The sequence below is a fragment of the Rhabdothermincola sp. genome (assembly GCF_036846205.1).
Classification (GTDB): domain Bacteria; phylum Actinomycetota; class Acidimicrobiia; order Acidimicrobiales; family Acidimicrobilacustridaceae; genus Rhabdothermincola.
Window position 1 is genome coordinate 1 of record NZ_DAIUCK010000068.1, and the last position, 18,068, is coordinate 18,068.

At 71.0% G+C, this 18,068-nt stretch carries 16 protein-coding genes; 13 read left to right on the plus strand and 3 right to left on the minus strand.

The features are described 5' to 3' along the window. Positions 1 to 27: 27 nt before the first annotated feature. Positions 28 to 2,070 carry an NAD-dependent DNA ligase LigA gene (gene ligA / locus V7004_RS10655; RefSeq protein WP_442968046.1) on the plus strand — a complete coding sequence of 681 codons (2,043 nt, stop codon included), beginning with the start codon at positions 28 to 30 and terminating at the stop codon, positions 2,068 to 2,070. Continuing rightward, complete coding sequence (locus tag V7004_RS10660; protein WP_334143905.1) at positions 2,067 to 2,717, plus strand: HAD family hydrolase; 651 nt, start codon at positions 2,067 to 2,069, stop codon at positions 2,715 to 2,717. The genes ligA and V7004_RS10660 overlap by 4 nt, the downstream gene beginning before the upstream one ends. Here the strand turns inward: V7004_RS10660 and V7004_RS10665 are convergent. Further along, entirely contained in the window at positions 2,704 to 3,156 is a 453-nt protein-coding gene (locus tag V7004_RS10665; protein WP_334143907.1) for a hypothetical protein, read from the minus strand. The two genes, V7004_RS10660 and V7004_RS10665, sit on opposite strands and share 14 nt — an antisense overlap. 129 nt (positions 3,157 to 3,285) lie before the next feature. Here V7004_RS10665 and V7004_RS10670 point away from each other — a divergent pair, with 129 nt between their 5' ends. Beyond that, on the plus strand, positions 3,286 to 5,244 hold the full coding sequence (locus V7004_RS10670; RefSeq protein WP_334143909.1) for a protein kinase domain-containing protein: 1,959 nt from the start codon (positions 3,286 to 3,288) through the stop codon (positions 5,242 to 5,244). Positions 5,245 to 5,465: 221 nt separating this feature from the next. Further along, a complete protein-coding gene (locus V7004_RS10675) occupies positions 5,466 to 7,025 on the plus strand; it encodes an MFS transporter (protein WP_334143910.1) in 1,560 nt (519 codons plus the stop codon). 27 nt (positions 7,026 to 7,052) lie between these two features. Here V7004_RS10675 and V7004_RS10680 read toward each other — a convergent pair whose 3' ends face one another. Next, entirely contained in the window at positions 7,053 to 7,466 is a 414-nt protein-coding gene (locus V7004_RS10680) for an SCP2 sterol-binding domain-containing protein (RefSeq protein ID WP_334143911.1), read from the minus strand. A gap of 246 nt (positions 7,467 to 7,712) precedes the next feature. Between V7004_RS10680 and V7004_RS10685 the strand changes: the two genes are divergently transcribed. From V7004_RS10685 to V7004_RS10705, 5 genes are read left to right on the plus strand one after another with little or no spacing between them, the layout of a single operon-like run. Then, positions 7,713 to 8,015 carry a DUF362 domain-containing protein gene (locus V7004_RS10685; protein ID WP_334143912.1) on the plus strand — a complete coding sequence of 101 codons (303 nt, stop codon included), beginning with the start codon at positions 7,713 to 7,715 and terminating at the stop codon, positions 8,013 to 8,015. A gap of 42 nt (positions 8,016 to 8,057) precedes the next feature. Beyond that, positions 8,058 to 8,360, plus strand: coding sequence for an Asp-tRNA(Asn)/Glu-tRNA(Gln) amidotransferase subunit GatC (gene gatC, locus V7004_RS10690; RefSeq protein ID WP_208026939.1), 303 nt, complete (start codon positions 8,058 to 8,060; stop codon positions 8,358 to 8,360). Then, positions 8,357 to 9,784, plus strand: a complete 1,428-nt coding sequence (gene gatA / locus V7004_RS10695; RefSeq protein ID WP_334143913.1) for an Asp-tRNA(Asn)/Glu-tRNA(Gln) amidotransferase subunit GatA — start codon at positions 8,357 to 8,359, stop codon at positions 9,782 to 9,784. Before gatC ends, gatA begins: the two co-directional genes overlap by 4 nt. After that, positions 9,781 to 11,244 (plus strand): Asp-tRNA(Asn)/Glu-tRNA(Gln) amidotransferase subunit GatB, encoded by a 1,464-nt coding sequence (gene gatB, locus V7004_RS10700; protein WP_334143915.1) that lies wholly within the window; start codon positions 9,781 to 9,783, stop codon positions 11,242 to 11,244. Before gatA ends, gatB begins: the two co-directional genes overlap by 4 nt. 43 nt (positions 11,245 to 11,287) lie before the next feature. Next, positions 11,288 to 11,791: a hypothetical protein gene (locus V7004_RS10705; protein ID WP_334143916.1), complete on the plus strand. Its 504-nt coding sequence runs from the start codon at positions 11,288 to 11,290 to the stop codon at positions 11,789 to 11,791. Between the two features lie 32 nt (positions 11,792 to 11,823). Here the strand turns inward: V7004_RS10705 and V7004_RS10710 are convergent, their stop codons facing one another. Then, positions 11,824 to 13,203 (minus strand): MATE family efflux transporter, encoded by a 1,380-nt coding sequence (locus tag V7004_RS10710; protein WP_334143917.1) that lies wholly within the window; start codon positions 13,201 to 13,203, stop codon positions 11,824 to 11,826. Positions 13,204 to 13,300: 97 nt separating this feature from the next. On the opposite strand from V7004_RS10710, the gene ilvD reads away from it, so the two are divergent. The 4 genes from ilvD to V7004_RS10730 form a co-directional block, all read left to right on the plus strand. Continuing rightward, complete coding sequence (gene ilvD / locus V7004_RS10715) at positions 13,301 to 14,980, plus strand: dihydroxy-acid dehydratase (protein WP_334143918.1); 1,680 nt, start codon at positions 13,301 to 13,303, stop codon at positions 14,978 to 14,980. Positions 14,981 to 15,213: 233 nt separating this feature from the next. Then, a complete protein-coding gene (locus tag V7004_RS10720; RefSeq protein ID WP_442968045.1) occupies positions 15,214 to 16,974 on the plus strand; it encodes an acetolactate synthase large subunit in 1,761 nt (586 codons plus the stop codon). Then, positions 16,974 to 17,516, plus strand: coding sequence for an acetolactate synthase small subunit (gene ilvN / locus V7004_RS10725; RefSeq protein ID WP_334143920.1), 543 nt, complete (start codon positions 16,974 to 16,976; stop codon positions 17,514 to 17,516). Before V7004_RS10720 ends, ilvN begins: the two co-directional genes overlap by 1 nt. Positions 17,517 to 17,518: 2 nt before the next feature. After that, positions 17,519 to 18,068: glycosyltransferase 87 family protein (locus tag V7004_RS10730; RefSeq protein WP_334143922.1), on the plus strand; the 550-nt coding region annotated here is incomplete at its 3' end.

The window sequence follows — 18,068 nt, forward strand, 5'->3', positions numbered from 1 at the left end:
CGTCCGGGCCGGGTGGGGGTCGGTACGATGCCCGCCGTGACCGAGGCCGCGCGCGATCCCGCCGAGCGCGTCGAGGAGCTCCGCCGGCAGATCCGCCACCACGACCGCCTCTACTACGAGCTGGACGCGCCGGAGATCCCTGACGCGGATTACGACGCGCTGGTGCGTGAGCTGCGCGCGCTGGAGGACGAGTACCCCGACCTGCGCACCCCCGACTCACCGACCCAGCGGGTCGGTGGCGCGCCGTCACCCGCGTTCGCTCCGGTCGTGCACCGGGTGCCGATGATGTCGCTCGACAACGCCTTCGACGAAGCGGAGCTGCAGGCGTGGGGGGCCCGGTTGCAGCGCCGGCTGGCCGAGCTCGGCGACGGTCAGCGGGTCCATTTCGTGTGCGAGTTGAAGATCGACGGTGTGGCGATCTCACTGCGGTACGAGCACGGCGAGTTGGTGCAGGCCGCGACCCGAGGCGATGGCCGGGTCGGTGAGGACGTGACCGCCAACGCGCGGGTGGTGCGTGACATCCCCGATCGGCTCGAGGGTGCGCCGCCCGTGCTCGAGGTGCGGGGCGAGATCTACATGCCCATCTCGGTGTTCGAGCGGATCAACAAGGCGCAGGTCGAGGCCGGCCAGCGCACGTACGCCAACCCCCGCAACACCGCGGCGGGCTCGCTGCGCCAGAAGGACCCGTCCGTCACCGCCACCCGGGAGCTGTCGTTCTGGAGCTACCAGCTCGGTGAGGTGCAGGGAGGGCCGGCGTTCGCCACACACCACGAGACCCTGGCGTGGCTGCGCGACCTCGGCTTCCCGGTGAACCCCGAGATCACCGTGCTCGAGGAGCTTCCCGCCGTCTACGAGTTCTGCCAGCGCTGGGAGGCGAACCGGCACTCGCTGCCCTACGAGATCGACGGTGTCGTGGTGAAGGTCGACGAGCTCGACGTGCGAGAGCAGCTCGGTTCCACGAGCAAGGCACCACGCTGGGCGATCGCCTACAAGTTCCCACCGGAGGAGCGCACGACGCTGCTCAAGGACATCATGGTCTCGATCGGTCGCACCGGCCGAGCCACGCCGTTCGCGGTGCTTGAGCCGGTCTTCGTCGGCGGGTCCACGGTGGGTCTCGCCACCCTCCACAACGAGGACCAGGTGCGGGAGAAGGACGTGCGGCCGGGTGACATCGTGATCGTGCGCAAGGCGGGTGAGGTCATTCCCGAGGTCGTGGGCCCGGTGCTCGCGGACCGGCCGAAGGGCCTGCGTCCATGGAGGTTCCCGAAGCGGTGCCCGGTGTGCGGCACCGAGCTGGTCCGCTTGGATGGCGAGGCCGACCGCCGGTGCCCCAACGAGCAGTGCCCGGCCCGGGTGGCGGGAGCGATCGAGCACTTCGCGTCGCGGGGGGCGATGGACATCGAGGGCCTGGGCGAGCAACGGGTGCGCCTGTTCCAGCAGCTCGGCATGGTGCACGACGTGGCCGATGTGTACCACCTCGACTACGAGCGGCTGCGGTCCCTCGAGGGCTTCGGTGAGGTGTCGGTGGCGAACCTGCGCAACGCGATCGAGGCGTCCAAGTCGCGGCCGCTCGCGAACCTGCTGGTGGGGTTGAACATCCGCCATCTCGGTCCCGCGGGCGCGGAGGCTCTCGCCCGTCACTTCGGCCATCTCGACCGCCTGCTCGACGCGTCGGTGGAGGAGATCGCATCGGTGGACGGCATCGGGCCGGTGATCGCCGAGAGCGTGCACGAGTGGTTCGCGAACCCCGCCAACCGGCGCATCGTCGAGAAGCTGCGAGCCGCGGGGGTGAACTTCGAGGGGCCTCGGGTTGAGCAGGTGCCCCAGACACTGGCGGGCATGTCGGTGGTCGTCACCGGCACCCTGGCGAACTACAGCCGGGAGCGCGCCGAGGAGGTGATCAAGGCGCACGGGGGCAAGGCGCCGGGGTCGGTGTCGACGAAGACCACCGCGCTCGTCGTGGGTGAGGGACCCGGCGCCGCGAAGCTGACCAAGGCCAGGGAGCTCGGGGTCCCGATCCTCGACGAGGCAGGCTTCGAGCATCTGCTCGCGACCGGGGAGCTGCCATGACCATCGAGGCGATCGTGTTCGACTTCGGAGGGGTGTTCACCCCGTCGCCGTTCGACGCCCTCCGAGCCGTCGGCGAAGAGGTGGGTGCGACCTTCGAGGATGCGCTCGACATCGTGTTCGGCCCGTACGACCGCGACACCGACCACCCCTGGCACCGCTGCGAGCGAGGCGAGCTGGATCTCGAGACGGCGAGAGCGGAGATCCGTGCCCTGGGGTCGGCTCGGGGCCTGGAGATCGAGCTGTACGACCTGCTCAAGTACCTGGCCAGCGATGACGGGGGCGTGCGCACCGCGGTCGTGGAACGCACCCGCCGCCTGCGGGAGCAGGGCTACCTCACCGGTCTGGTAACCAACAACGTCGCCGAGTTCCGCGAGTACTGGCGGGCGATGTTGCCGGTCGACGAGCTGTTCCATGCCGTCGTCGACTCCAGTGAGGTGGGCCTGCGCAAGCCCGACCCGGCCATCTACGAGTTGGCGCTCGAGCGGCTCGGTGGCGTCGCGCCGGAGCGGGCGGTGTTCCTCGACGACTATCCGGGCAACGTGGAGGCGGCTCGCCGGGTGGGCATGCACGGCGTCGTGGTGGGCAGCGACCCCGCCGGTGCGCTGGCGGAGCTCGAAGTGCTGCTCGACGCCGCTACACCACGGTGAAGCACCAGGTGCGCACGTCCACCGAAGTGGGGTTCTCGACCGGCCAGAGGTGCGCGGTCAGGCAGGTCTCTCCTGCCGGCCAACGCTCGTAGGCCCGGCCCGGCCCCGGGGTGAAGGTGACGGTGTTCAGACCCCGCTCCACCACGACCTGATCGAGGGGCAGGGGCACCCCGTTCACCGACAGCTCCGCCTGGTAACCGGGAGCCAGGTCGATGCCGACGGTGGCCTGCTGGACGATCTGCGAGTCGTCGCTGGGGATGAGCGCCTCCACGCCTCCACCGGCCTGGCTCGGTGATCCTCCCTCGCCCACCACGACCAGCACCGCCACCGCCCCGGCGACCACCGCCGCCACGAGCGCGCCGACCCCCCACAGCCAGCGTGGGTACTGGACGCGGACCGGTCGGGCGGAGCTGGCGGTGGGGTCGGGGTGATCGTTCACACCGTCATTGTGTCGGGTCCACTCCGGGTCGGGACCGCAGCCGACGGGGTTGGAGGCCGCCGCTGGGCTGGGGTGATGGTCGCCCCGCGGGTACGCGAATGACAGGCCTGTAACTACTACGTTGGAACGGTGGCCATCTCCCGCATGGTCGACCGGGTCGGTCAGGTGCTCGGAGGGCGCTACCGGTTGGTCGCCCCCATCGGCACCGGCGCGTCCGCGTCCGTGTACCTGGCCGACGACGTGACCTTGCGCCGGCGGGTGGCGGTGAAGATCCTGCACGACGCGCTGGCCGACGATGCGGCCTTCCTCAAGCGGTTCCGGGCCGAGGCCCAGGCGGCCGCGGCCATGAACCACCCGCACGTCATGGCGGTCTTCGACTGGGGCCAGGACGACGTGCCCTACCTGGTCACCGAGTACCTCGGGGGTGGCAGCCTCCGGGGGATGCTCGACCTCGGGCGTCGACTCGACCCCGCCCAGGCGCTGCTGGTCGGCCTGGAGGCGGCCCGCGGGCTGGAGTACGCGCACCGGCGGGGCTTCGTGCACCGCGACATCAAGCCCGCCAACCTGCTCTTCGACGAGGAGGGGCGGCTGCGCATCGCGGATTTCGGCTTGGCGCGGGCGCTCGCGGAGGCGGCCTGGACCGAACCCATGGGCGCGGTGCTGGGCACCGCCCGGTACGCCTCTCCCGAGCAGGCGCGGGGCGTCACCCTCGACGGGCGCAGCGACGTGTACTCCCTCGGTCTGGTGCTCATCGAGGCCGTCACCGGCGAGGTGCCCTTCTCGAGCGACACCACCCTGGGCACCCTGATGGCCCGGGTCGACCGGCCGCTCGCGGTGCCCGAGGCCCTGGGCCCGCTGGTGCCCGCGCTCGAACGGGCCGGCGAGCCCGACCCGGCCCGCCGGGTCGACGCGGCCGGCTTCGCCGAGTTGCTGATGGCGGCCGCGTCCGAGCTCGAGCGTCCCGCGCCGCTGCCGCTGGCCGGTGCGATGGCGGTGGACCTGGCCGGGGGTGACGATCGTGATCCCACCACCCAGTTCGTGGCCGAGCGCCGGGTGCTGGGCGAGCTCGAGCCCGAGATCATGACCGCCCCACCCGGCACCACCACCGACGGCATCACGATCCTGCACGAGGGCGACGGCCAGCCCGAGACCCGCCGGGTCGAGCGCTCGCCGGCCGTGGCTCCGGGCCCGGCTCGGGAGCGGCGGCGTCGCTGGCCCGTGGTGCTGGGGGTGCTCCTGCTGCTCGGTGCGCTGGCCGGCGCGGGCGCCTACTGGTGGTTCGAGGTCCGCGAGGTCGCCCACGCCGTACCGGATCTCGTTGGCACGAACGTGGCCGACCTCGAGAGCGCGACCGCCGGCACGGGCTGGGTGGTGGAGCGCACCGACACCCGCCAGGACGGCACGGTGCCAGGCCAGATCGTGTCCCAGGACCCGGCGGCGGGCACCTCGCTCGTCGAGGGTGGCGTGCTGCGGGTCACGGTCTCGCTGGGTCCCACCCTGGTGGCGGTGCCCACGAACCTGCTGGGCATGCCCCTGTCGGAGGCCGAGGCCCAGCTCGCGGCCGCCGGCCTGGCGGTGGGTGAGGTGACGAAGGTGCCGAGCGAGGACGTCCCGGCCGGAGTGGTGGTGGCGCTCGGTGACAACGTCCCGGTGGAGTTGCCCAAGGGTGATCGGGTGCCGCTGGTGGTGTCGGGGGGACCCCTGCCGCGCACCGTGCCCGACGGGCTCATCGGCCAGACCGCGGATGCGGCTCAGGCCCGGCTGGAGGAGCTGCGGCTGGTGGTCAAGCGGGTGCCGCGCTCCGATGAGACCGTTCCCGCGGGCGTCGTGCTCGAGGTCGATCCGGGTGCCGGCACGATGGTGGCCCGCGACTCCACGGTGACCCTGGTGGTGTCGAGCGGGCCGCCGACCATCCCGGTGCCGGACGTGCGCGGCCTCTCCGCGGTCGAGGCGGCCAAGCGGCTGGAGGGCGCCGGACTGGTGGTGTCGTCCACCCAGGGCTCCCCGGCCAAGCCGGTCACCGGCACCAATCCGTCGGCGGGCACGCAGGTGCGCCGGGGCAGCTCCGTGGTGATCATCACAAGCTGACCGCCCACGCGCCTCCCACGCGCCTCTCGGAACTGTTCATCCCGGCGCGGTCGACAGCCGCGGATCCATGAACAGTTCGCCCACCACTCCCGAACTGTTCATCCCGGCGCGGTCGACAGCCGCGGATCCATGAACAGTTCGGTGAGGGATTCGGCGCAGGGATCTGCCGGGAGAGTGGTGCAGGTCGTGATTGACCGAGCGGTCAAGTTATGGTGGCGAGCGTGCCTCCCGACCCCTCCACGACCGCCGCGGACGAGGCCGGGCAGCTCACCGTCGAGGCGCCGGGAGCCGACGAAGTCGCCATCGTGCCGTGGCCCCTGCTGTGGCGGGACCGCTTCCGCCGGCGGGCCGAGACCAGCGATCGCTATCCGTGGATCGTGCTCATCGCGGCGCTGTTCGGGTTGCTCTCGGTCGGTTTCCTCATCACCGTGCTGTCGGTCTCGATCACCCGCATCGCCGAGGATCTCGACACCACCCCGGACGTCCTCACCTGGATGATCACCGGCCCGATCCTGGCCTACGCGGTGATCGGTCCCGCCGCGGGCAAGCTCGCCGACCTCTTCGGCGGCCGGCGGGTCTACCTCATCAGCATCATGGGTGTGGGCGTGTCGGCTGCGCTCACCGCGGCGGCATGGAACGCAGGATCGCTCATCGGCTTCCGGGTGCTCGGCGCAGCGCTCGGGGCGGCGATCGGGCCGGCGTCGATCTCGATGATCAACAAGCTGTTCCCGCCGCACCGGCGGGCGCTGGCACTGGGCTACTGGTCGCTCGTCGCCGCCGGGGGACCCATGCTCGGCGTGGTGATCGGCGGGCGGGCGGTCGAGGCGTGGGGGTGGAGGCTGATCTTCGAAGCGCAGGTGCCGCTTTCCCTGCTGGCCCTGGTCGTCGGGTTCCTGGTGCTGCCCGAGACCGAGCGGCGCCACGACGTCCGCTTCGACGCCGCCGGCTCCGCGGTGCTCGCCCTCGCCGTCGGGGCGCTGCTCCTCGGCCTGAACCGCGGTCCGGTGCTCGGCTGGAGCAGCTCGCTCGTGGTGGGAGCGTTCGTCGTGTCGGCGCTGGCGTCGGTGGGGTTCGTGCTGGTCGAGCGGCGGGTGCGGCACCCGCTCGTGCCGTTGCGCTACTTCCGGCGGGCGAACTTCGCGTTCCCGATCGCCAACCAGTTCTTCGCCAACTTCGCGTACATGGGCGGCTTCATCATCACCCCGCTGTTCCTGCAGAGCGTGTTCGGCTACGGCGAGGCCCGCACCGGGGACCTCATGGCCCCGCGGCCGCTGGCCTTCGCGATCGCCGGGCCCGTCGCCGGCTGGGTCACGGTGCGCATCGGCGAGCGGACCAACGCCGTGATCGGTGCCTCGCTGATCACCGCCTCCATGCTCGGTTTGGCCCTGGTCCAGCCGAGCTCCTCGGACTGGCTGATCGTCGGCGCGCTCGTACTGTCCGGGGTGGGGATGGGCACCTGTGCGCCGGCCATGGCCGCCGCGGTGGCCAACGCAGTGGACGAGGTCGATCTCGGGGTGGTGGCGGCGGCCCAGCAGATGGTCGCCCAGGTCGGGGTGGTGGCCGGCATCCAGATCCTCCAGACCGTGCAGGCGGCCCGCGAGCCGGTGGCCGGTCTGGTCGGCTCGTACCACGCGGCGTTCCTCGCCGGGGCGATCGCCGCGGGCCTGGGGGTGCTGTCCGCGCTGTTCGTGCGCAGTACCCACCGGGACCGGGCGCCCGAACGCGAGCGGGGCGCCCCGGAGGGCGCCCCGCCGGCCTTGGTCGTCACCGCTCGTCGGTGACGCAGCCTCCACGGACTGATCAGCGGCTCAGGCCGTGATCTCTTTGATTTTCTCGGCGATGGCCTGAGCGTTCGGGTCCGGCACGCCCTGCTGCATCGCCATCAGCTTGGTCATGTCGCCCTGGACCTTGACCTTGCCGGCCATGAACGCCTGCATGCCTGCCTGTGGGTTCTGGTCGACGAAAATGGCCTTGGCGGTCTCCCAGTCGACGGTCACGGTCAGATCGGGGTTCTCGAGATGACCGAGGTCCATCTTGAGCTCGCCGTCGGAGGTGTCCATGTGCACATGGATCTCCTCGCCGCCGTTGAACGGCGCGTCGGTGATGATCTGGTTCATCCGCACGATGTGTGCGGGGGGGTTCGCTGGCGCCGGCGCCTCGTCACGGATCTTCTTCGCTGCTTCGATCCACTCGGGGCTGAGGAACTCGTACTTCTCGGCCACGGACACTCCTTCTGTGACTCTCTCTGCGCTGCCCACACCGGCCACGGACCGTTGCCGGAGCTGCCGCCACTGGCGGCGGGGGACACGGTAGCGCAGGTGCCCCGAGCTTGCTTGACCGATCGGTCAAGATTGGATCGGGGCTCCAGTCCAGCGCCGGCAGCTGCCGGCGCTTGTACCCTCGCCGTCGGTGAGCCCGGAGGTGAGCCCGGAGGTGAGCCCGGAGGTGAGCCGGGAGGTGAGGCTGCGGTGAGCGCGGGACGCGACCAGCGGTTGGCGACCCGCCAGCGGAACCCGAAGTGGCAGCGTCCGCCGTTGCTCATCGACATGGCGGCGTGCATCAACTGCGACACCTGCATCCGCCACTGTCCGCCACCGTTCGGCGCCATCTTCAACCACGGGATCGACGTCGTCATCATCCCCGAGCTGTGCTCGGGCTGCGGGGAATGCGTCGACCCCTGCCCCGTCGACTGCATCCACCCCGACCCGGACTGGTCGCCCGCACCCGACGACTGGTGGGACGAGCCGGCCCTTCGCGACCCGTACCGCTAGCCGTTCGCGGAGGCCGCGCGCCGATCCTACGATGGGTCGCCTATGTCCGAGCCGATCTCGCGGGCCGACGTCGCGCACGTGGCGCGGCTGGCCCGCCTCTCGCTGACCGACGATGAGCTGGACCTGTTCACCGGGCAGCTCGCCGCGGTGCTCGACCACGCCCGGGATGTCGAAGCGCTCGACCTCGACGACGTTGAGCCCACGACTCACCCCTATCCCTTGGCCAACGTCTTCCGTGACGACGAGGTCGCACCGGGCGTCGATCGCGACGAGGTGCTCGCCCAGGCGCCGGCTGTCGAGGACGGGCGTTTCCGGGTTCCCCCGATCCTGGGGGAGGAACCGTGAGCGCGCACGAGCTGGCCGCGGCGATCCGAGCCGGCGAGCGCTCGGCTCGAGACGTGCTCGACGAGCACCTCGCGACCATCGAGGCCCGTGAGCCGCAGATCCACGCGTTCAACCTCGTGCTGGCCGACGAGGCCCGAGCGGCGGCGGAGGCGATCGACCGGCGGGTGGCGGCAGGCGATGACCCGGGGCCGCTGGCCGGCGTGCCGGTGGCGTTGAAGGACAACCTCTGCACCCGGGGCACGCCCACCACCTGCTCGTCGCGCATCCTCGAGGGCTGGTGCCCCCCCTACGACGCCACCGTGGTGAAGCGGCTGCGGGCCGCTGGCGCGGTCATCGTCGGCAAGACCAACCTCGACGAGTTCGCGATGGGCAGCTCGACGGAGAACTCCGCTTTCGGCCCGACCCGCAACCCCCACGACGAGACGAGGGTGCCCGGCGGCTCGAGCGGTGGCAGCGCGGCGGCGGTCGCCGCAGGTTTCGTCCCGGTCGCGCTCGGCTCCGACACCGGCGGATCGATCCGCCAGCCGGCCGCGCTGTGCGGCGTGGTGGGGGTGAAGCCCACCTACGGGCTCGTGTCGCGCTACGGCCTGGTCGCGTTCGCGTCGTCGCTGGACCAGATCGGGCCGCTGACCACCACCGTGGCGGACGCGGCGCTGGTGCTCGAGGTCATCGCCGGCCACGACCCGCGTGACAGCACCTCGATCCCCGAACCGGTCCCGGCCCTCTCCGCGGTGCTCGACCACGGGGTCGAGGGTCTGCGCATCGGTGTGGTGTCCGAGCTGCTGGGCGAAGGGGTTGCCGCGGACGTGGCGGCGCGGGTCCACGCCGCCGCCGACGCGCTGGCACGCGCAGGGGCGACGGTCGAGCCGGTGTCGGTGCCCGCGGTCACCTACGGGCTGTCCGCGTACTACCTCATCGCCCCGGCGGAGGCGTCGAGCAACCTCGCCCGCTACGACGGGGTGCGCTACGGGCCACGGGTCGACGGGGCGACCACCGGGGAGATGATGACCGCCACCCGCACCCGCGGGTTCGGGGCCGAGGTCAAACGCCGCATCATGCTCGGCACGTACGCTCTCTCGGCCGGTTATTACGACGCCTACTACGGCAAGGCCCTGCGGGTGCGCACCCTCATCGGGCGCGATTTCGCCGCGGCCTACGAGCGCTACGACCTGCTCCTCTCGCCGACCTCGCCCACCACCGCGTTCCCCCTCGGTGACAAGACTGCTGATCCACTGTCGATGTACCTCTCCGACGTCTGCACGATCCCGAGCAACCTGGCTGGTCATCCCGCGGTGTCCGTGCCGTTCGGTACGGGAGCCGACGGGCTGCCCGTCGGGGTGCAGCTGCTGGCCCCGGCGCTGCACGAGGCGACCCTGTTCCGGGCCGCCGCCGTGCTCGAGCTGGCGAGGGAGGAGACGTCATGACCACCATCACCAGCGCGACCACCGGGCGCGAGTGGGAGTACGTGATCGGCCTCGAGGTCCACTGCGAGCTGGCCACGGCCACCAAGCTGTTCTGCTCGTGCCCGAACGAGTTCGGCGCCGAGCCCAACACCAACGTCTGCCCCGTGTGCCTGGGGCTCCCCGGTTCCCTCCCGGTGCTCAACCGCCGAGCGGTCGAGCTGGCGATGCGGCTCGGTCGAGCGCTGCACTGCACCGTGGAACCGTCGGTGTTCGCCCGGAAGAACTACTTCTACCCGGACATGCCGAAGGACTACCAGATCAGCCAGTACGACCAACCCACCAACGTCGACGGCTGGCTCGAGTTGGCCGATGGCACCCGGGTGGGCATCGAGCGGGCGCACATCGAGGAGGACACGGGCAAGAGCACCCATGTAGGTGGCGGCGGGCGCATCCACGAGGCCGGGTACTCGCTGGTGGACTACAACCGGGCCGGAGTGCCGCTGGTGGAGATCGTGTCCCGCCCCGATCTGCGCTCCCCGGACCAGGCCAAGGCGTACGTGAGCGAGCTGCGCGGCGTCCTGCTGGCCACCGGGGCGAGCGACGCGAAGATGGAAGAGGGGTCGCTGCGGGTCGATGCGAACGTGTCCGTGCGCCCGGTGGGCGAGACGTCGCTCGGCACCCGCTGCGAGATCAAGAACCTGAACTCGCTGCGCTCGTTGGGGCGGGCGATCGAGTACGAAGCCCGGCGCCAGATCGATCTGCTGGAGTCCGGCGAGCGGGTGGTGCAGGAGACTCGCCACTGGGACGAGGAGGGCGGGCGCACCCGTTCCGGGCGGTCCAAGGAGGAGGCCGAGGACTACCGCTACTTCCAGGAGCCGGACCTGGTGCCGCTGGTCCCCGATCCGGCGGGGATCGCCGCCATCGACGAGTCGATGCCGTTGCTCCCGGCCGACCGGCGGGCCCGACTGGCCGAGGCGGCCGGCGGGCCGTCGGCGGCCGCCACCGCGATCGCGATCGCGGTCGAACGCGGCTTGGACGAGCTGGCGCTGCAGGCCATCGCCGCTGGTGGCGACCCCGGGCGGGTGCTGACCCACATCGAGCACGACCTGGCGGTCGACGGGGCCGAGCGGCTCGATCCGGCATCGCTGGCCGCGCTGGTGCAGATGGAGGTCGAGGGCCAGCTCACGGCCACCCAGGCCAAGCAGGTGCTCGCCGAGATGGTGGAGACCGGCGGCGACCCGGGGGCGATCGCGCTCGCCCGGGGCTTCGAGGCCATGGACACCGCCGAGCTGGAGGCCGTGGTCGACGAACTCATCGCCGCGCACCCCGACGAATGGGACGAGTACGTCTCGGGTGACGACAAACGTCGGGGCAAGCTGACCGGCTTCTTCGTGGGTCAGGTCATGAAAGCCACCAAGGGCAAAGCCGATGGCAAGGTCGTCACCCGGCTCCTCGAAGATCGGCGCGCCGGCACGAACTAGGGTTTGCGCACCCCCGCCCGGGGGCTCGACGAAGGAGAGGTCCATGCGCAAGCTGGGTGCGCTGTTGCTCGCTGGTCTGTTGCTGGCCGGCCTGGTGGGTTGCAGCAGCAAGAAGAGCAGTACGACGGAAGCAGAGAGCCGGGAGGCGACCGAGAGCGCCGGCGAGAGCGGCAGCAGCAGCGGGGACGGCGGCAGCTCGTCCGGCGGCAGCTCGTCCGGCGGCGATACGTCGACGGATGAGCTCGACCTCAGCAAGCTCGGCGGGTTCGGGAACTGTGTGGAGATCGGCGCGGCCTACGCAAGCATCTACCTCAACGCGTTGGGAGCCGGAGACGAGCAGACCAAGGCGGAGCTGGAGAAGACGCTCGATCAGCTCAAGGGGGAAGTCCCCGAGGACGTGCGTGACGACCTCCAGGTGATCGCGGACGGGATCGCGCGGAGCAAGAACCTGGTCGAGGTCGGCGAGTTCTTCGACAGCGAGGAGTACACCAAGGCCAACGCCAACATCGAGCGCTACATCAACGAGCAGTGCGGCACCAGCGGGTGACCCCCGCTCACGGCCTCTGCCACTTGAACCGGTCAGCCGGGGTGCCGGGCGGTGCCCGGCCGGCTGGCCGGTTCGAGGAGGCGGTCCGCTGACCGGTCCGGGCCGACGACCACCCACCCCTCACCGGCGAACCGCAGTCCCAGGGTGAGCGCTCGCACGCCCATGAAGATCATCAGCGCGCCCCACAGCCAGCCGATCCCCCCGCCGTAGAGCAGCACGCCGACCGCCGCCGGGGCGAAGGCCATGACAGCCACCACCATCGCCCAGGCCAGGTAGCCGAGGTCACCCGCGCCGATCAGGATGCCGTCGAGCGCGAACACGAACCCGTTGAGCGGCTGCATGATCGCCACGAACACCAGCAGGAACGACGTGAGGCTGAGCACCAGGGGATCGCTGGTGAAGATCTCGGGGAGCGGCCCGCGGGCGAGGAAGATCCCGGCGCCGAGCACCACGCCGATCAGGACGCTCAGCTCGATCATCCGCCCTGCCGCGGCCCGGGCCAGATGTGGCTCGTCGGCGCCGAGGAACCGTCCGGTGAGCGCCTGGCCGGCGATGGCCAGCGCGTCGAGGGCCAGGGCGAGGAGGTTCCAGATCTCGAAGGCGATCTGGTGCGCGGCCACATCGGGGGAGCCGATCCGGGTGGCCACGACGGTGGCGAGGAGGAACGCGCCCCGCAGCGCGGCCGTGCGGACGAACAGGTCCCGGCCCACCACCGCCAACCGGCGGAGGCTGCTCGGGTCGGGTCGCAGGGGCACCGCGTGGCGGCGGACCGCACGCCGGACCCACAGGACGTACACCGCCGCCGAGCCCCACTGCGCGATCACGGTGGACAGCGCCGAGGCGCCGATGGCGAAGCCGAGCCCGGCGATGAGCACGAGCTCGAGGCCCAGGTTGAACGCCGCCGAGCACACGGCGACGAGCAGGGGGGTCCGGGTGTTCTGCAGGCCGCGCAGGTAGCCGGTGCCGGCGAGCACCACCAGCATGGCGGGCATGCCGAGCAGGCTGATGCGCAGGTAGGTCAACGCTTCGGTGCGCACCGTTCCGCCGGCACCCACGAGCGAGACCAGTGGCTCGGCGAGCACGTAGCCGGCAACGGCCAGGGCCACCCCGACGAGCACCGCCAGCCACATGCCCTGCACGGCTTCGTGGGCTGCCCGGCGCTCCTCGCCCGCCCCGAGCAGGCGGGCCACCGAGGCGGTGGTGCCGTAGGCCAGGAAGATGAAGAGCGAGTAGCCGATCAGCAGGATGCTGCTGGCCACGGCCAGGCCGGCGAGGGGCTCGGTGCCGAGGTGCCCGACCACCGCGGTGTCGGCGAGGACGTAGAGAGGCTCGGCCATCAGGGCACCGAGCGCGGGGAGGGCCAACCGCAGGATCTCGGCGTCGTGCGGATCGCGCCGCAACGGGTGTCTCACGGTACGTGGAGCATGAGTCGGAGCAGGGCCGGACGGGCAGGGAGGCGGGCCGGTCGGCCGGCGCGGGGTGCCGGCGGGGGAGGCTAACCTTCGGGGCATGACGAACCCGATGAAGCCCCGCTCGCACGAGGTCACCGAGGGTTTCGAGCGCGCGCCCGCCAGGGCCATGCTCCGAGCGGTGGGCATGACCGACGACGACTGGGACAAGCCCCAGATCGGGGTGTGCTCGTCGTGGAACGAGGTGACCCCCTGCAACCTGCCGTTGGACCGGCTGGCGAAGCGGGCCAAGGAGGGTGTGCGGGCGGCTGGCGGGTTCCCCATCGAGTTCACGACCATCGCAGTGAGCGACGGCATCTCGATGGGGCACGAGGGGATGCGGGCGTCGCTGGTCAGCCGGGAGGTGATCGCGGACTCGGTCGAGACCGTGATGCACGCCGAGCGCTTCGACGCCATGGTGACCTTCGCCGGTTGCGACAAGTCGCTACCGGGCATGCTCATGGCCGCGGCCCGCCTCAACCTGCCGTCGGTGTTCGTCTACGGCGGCTCGATCCTGCCCGGCAACTGCAACGGCCAGGTCCTCGACATCGTGTCGGTGTTCGAAGCGGTGGGGGCGCGCGCCGCGGGCGAGATCACCCAGGAGGAGCTCGACCAGATCGAGCGCAACGCCTGCCCCACCGAGGGGAGCTGCGGGGGCATGTTCACCGCGAACACCATGGCCTCGGTGGGTGAGGCGCTCGGCATGTCGCTGCCGGGCTCCGCGTCGCCCCCGGCGGTGGACCGCCGCCGCGACGACATCGCCCGGTCCAGCGGCGCGGCGGTCGTCGAGCTGCTGCGCCTCGGCATCCGGCCCCGGGACATCATGACCAAGGCCGCGTTCGAGAACGCCATCGCGGTGGTGATGGCGCTCGGCGGCTCGACCAACGCGGTGCTGCACCTGCTGGCGATCGCCAACGAAGCACGGGTCGAGCTCGAGCTGGACGATTTCAACCGGGTCGCGGCCCGGGTCCCGCACATCGCGGACACCAAGCCCCACGGCAAGTACCACATGACCGACATCGACCGCATCGGTGGGGTGCCGGTGGTCATGCGGGAGCTGCTCGAGGCCGGTCTGCTGCACGGTGACTGCCTGACCGTGACCGGCAAGACCGTGGCCGAGAACCTCGCCGCGCTCGATCCGCCCGCCCCGGACGGCGAGGTCGTGCACCCGGTGCGCGATCCCATCCACGAGGTCGGCGGCATCGCCGTGCTCACGGGCTCCCTGGCGCCGAAAGGCGCGGTGGTGAAGGTGGCCGGGTTGGACTTCGACCGCTTCGAAGGCGTGGCCCGGGTCTTCGACGGTGAGGCCGCGGCCATGGAGGCCATCCTGGCCGGGAGGATCAATCCCGGCGACGTCGTGGTCATCCGCTACGAAGGACCCAAGGGCGGGCCGGGCATGCGCGAGATGCTGGCCGTCACCGGCGCGATGAAGGGAGCAGGCCGGGGTGCCGACGCGGCGCTGGTGACCGACGGCCGGTTCTCCGGTGGCACCCACGGGTTCTGCGTGGGCCATGTGGCGCCCGAAGCGGTGGACGGCGGGCCGATCGCCTTCGTCGAGGACGGTGACCGCATCGTGATCGACGCCGACGCGCACACCATCGACCTGCTGGTCGAGCCGGCCGAACTCGAGCGCCGCCGGTCGAACTGGAAGTTGCCCGAGCCCCGCTACACCACCGGGGTGCTGGCCAAGTACGCCCGGCTGGCGCAGGGCGCGGAGCGGGGTGCGATCACCGAAGCCTGACACGGAGGTTGCCTCGGCGGTGGGGCCGTGGCACGCTGGTGGCGTCATGAGCATGCCCCGGGCCCTCGTAGTAGTCACCTAGCGCACGCCGCCCGAGCTTGCCGCGTGCGCGTCGTCGACCTCCCGATCGGGAGGTCGATGCAGTTTTCGGACCGGTACGGCAGCGCCCCGAGCGCCATCGCGAGACCCAGCACCGAGAGACCCCCACCGACAGGAGCAGTGAAGGAACGGAGATGACCACACCCAGCAGCGGCAGGCGGATGGACGGCGGCCGAGCCCTCATCAAGGCCCTGGAGATGGAGGGCGTCGAGACCATCTTCGGGCTCCCCGGCGGCGCCATCCTCCCCGTCTACGACCCGATCATCGACTCGCCGATCCGCCACATCCTGGTGCGCCACGAGCAGGGTGCGGGCCACATGGCCGAGGGATTCGCCCATGCCACCGGCCGGCCGGGGGTGGCCATGGTGACCAGCGGTCCGGCGGCCACCAACATCGTGACCCCGCTGTGCGACGCATACATGGACTCCGTGCCGATCGTGGTCATCACGGGGCAGGTGCCGTACGCGGCCATCGGCACCGACGCCTTCCAGGAGTGCGACACCACCGGCATCACCATGCCGGTCACCAAGCACAACTTCCTGATCAGCGACGCGCAGGACATCCCCCGGATCATCCGCGAGGCGTTCCACATCGCCACCACCGGTCGCCCCGGCCCGGTGCTGGTCGACGTGCCGAAGGACATCGTCGATCCGAAGAACCCCCGCTCAGCGATGGAGTGGTACTGGCCCGAGGAGGTTGACCTGCCCGGCTACCGCCCCGTGACCGCCGGCGACCCCGAGGCGATCCGCCGGGCGGCCGAGCTGATCCTCGCCTCGGAGCGACCGGTCATCTACGCGGGAGGCGGGATCCTCAAAGCCCGGGCTGCCGAGGCGCTGCGCGAGCTGGCGGAGCTGACGGGTATCCATGTGGTCACGACGCTCATGGCCCGGGGGGCGTTCCCGGACGACCATCCGCTGGCGCTGGGCATGCCCGGCATGCACGGCAACTACACCGCGGTCACCTCCATGCAGCGGTCCGATCTGCTGATCGCGCTGGGCAGCCGCTTCGACGACCGGGTCACCGGCAAGGTGCCGGCCTTCGCCCCCGAGGCGAAGATCATCCACGTCGACATCGATCCCGCGGAGCTGGGCAAGGTGCGCCGGCCCGACGTGGGCATCGCGGGCGACGCCCGGCTGGTGATCGAGGCGTTGATCGAGGCGATCCGCGAGCTCGGCGGCCCGTCACGCCAGCCCGATCGCCGGGCGTGGGGCGAGCAGATCCGCGAGTGGCAGCAGCGCTACCCCCTCACCTACCAGCCGTCGGAGCCCGGCGAAGCGCTCAAGCCGCAGTTCGTCCTCGAGACGCTGCGGGACAACACGCCCGATGACTGCATCGTGGCGTCGGGGGTGGGCCAGCACCAGATGTGGACCAGCCAGTACTGGAAGTTCAACCACCCCTACACCTGGGTGAACTCCGGTGGGCTCGGCACCATGGGCTTCGCGGTGCCGGCCGCCATCGGGGCCAAGGTCGGGCGTCCCGATCGTATGGTCTGGGCGGTCGACGGCGACGGGTGCTTCCAGATGACCGCGCAGGAGCTGGTCACGGCGGCGAGCGAGCGCATCCCCGTCAAGGTGGCGATCTTGAACAACGCCTACCTCGGCATGGTGCGCCAGTGGCAGGAGATGTTCTACGAGGAGCGCTACTCGGAGGTCTACCTGTCACCCGACCTGCCCGACTACAAGATGTGGGCCGAGGCCATGGGTTGCATCGGGATGCGGGTCGAGTCGCCCGAGGAGGTCCTGCCGGCCATCGAGAAGGCGAACGAGATCGACGACCGGCCGGTGGTGATCGAGTTCCGCACCGACAGCCGCGAGAAGGTGTACCCGATGGTGCCGGCCGGGCTGAGCAACGACGAGATCATCGTCGACCCGGCCCACGGGGAGGGAGGTCGCTGATGAACGTGGCCCCTGATGGTGGCGCCTCCGCGAAGCACCACATCCTGACGGTCCTGGTGGAGAACAAGCCGGGGGTGCTCACCCGGGTGGCGGGCCTGTTCGCCCGCCGAGGGTTCAACATCTACTCCCTGGCGGTCGCCCCGACCGAGGACGACCGTTTCAGCCGGATCACCATCGTGGTCGACGTGGAGTCCGCCCCGCTGGAGCAGATCATCAAGCAGCTCGACAAGTTGATCAACGTGGTGAAGATCGACGAGCTGGCTCCCGGCGAGGCGGTCGAGCGCGAGCTGCTGCTGGCCACCGTGGCCGCGCCGCCGGAGGTGCGGGGTCAGGTGATCGAGCTGGTCGGGGTGTTCGAGGGGCGGATCCTCAGCGTCGGCTGGCGCGAGCTGACGGTGTCGCTGGAAGGCTCACCGAGCAAGCTCGACGACTTCGAGGAGCTGATCGGCAACTACGGGATCGTCGCCCTGCAGCGCACCGGTCGGGTCGCGCTGCCGAAGCTGGAGCGCCGCACGCCGGACATCGAGGACCCACCCGGCTGAGCGTGGAACCCCCGCTCGGCCGACCCTCACCGGCGCTGGTGCGCAACACCCGAGCGCTGCTGGTGGCGCTCGGCATCGCCTTCGCGGTGGTGCTCCTCACCGGTTCGGGCAGCAGCACGGCCAGCGGTCGGCTCGGAGGTGACTACCCGTCCTTCTATGCCGCGGGGAAGCTCCTGGCGGAGGACCCTTCCAGTCTCTACGACCCGCAGACTCAGGCTCGGGAGCAGCAGGGACTCTTCGGCGACGAACGTGACGGGGGGCAGCTGTACTTCGCCTACCCGCCCTACGACGCCCTCCCGTACACCGCGCTCGCCCTGCTGCCCTATCGCCTCTCCTACGCGGTGCACACCGTCGTGATGGTGGCGGCCGTGGTGGCCGCCCTCTGGCTGGTGCGCCCGCTGGCGCCGCTGGTCGATCGGTCCTTCGAGCAGGCCGTGCTGGCCGCGCTGGTGTTCTACCCGTTGTTCAAGGGGGTGACGGGCGGGCAGAACACCGCCCTGGTGCTGCTGGCGGTGGCCGCGTTCGCCCGGGGGATGTGGGACGGGCGTGAGC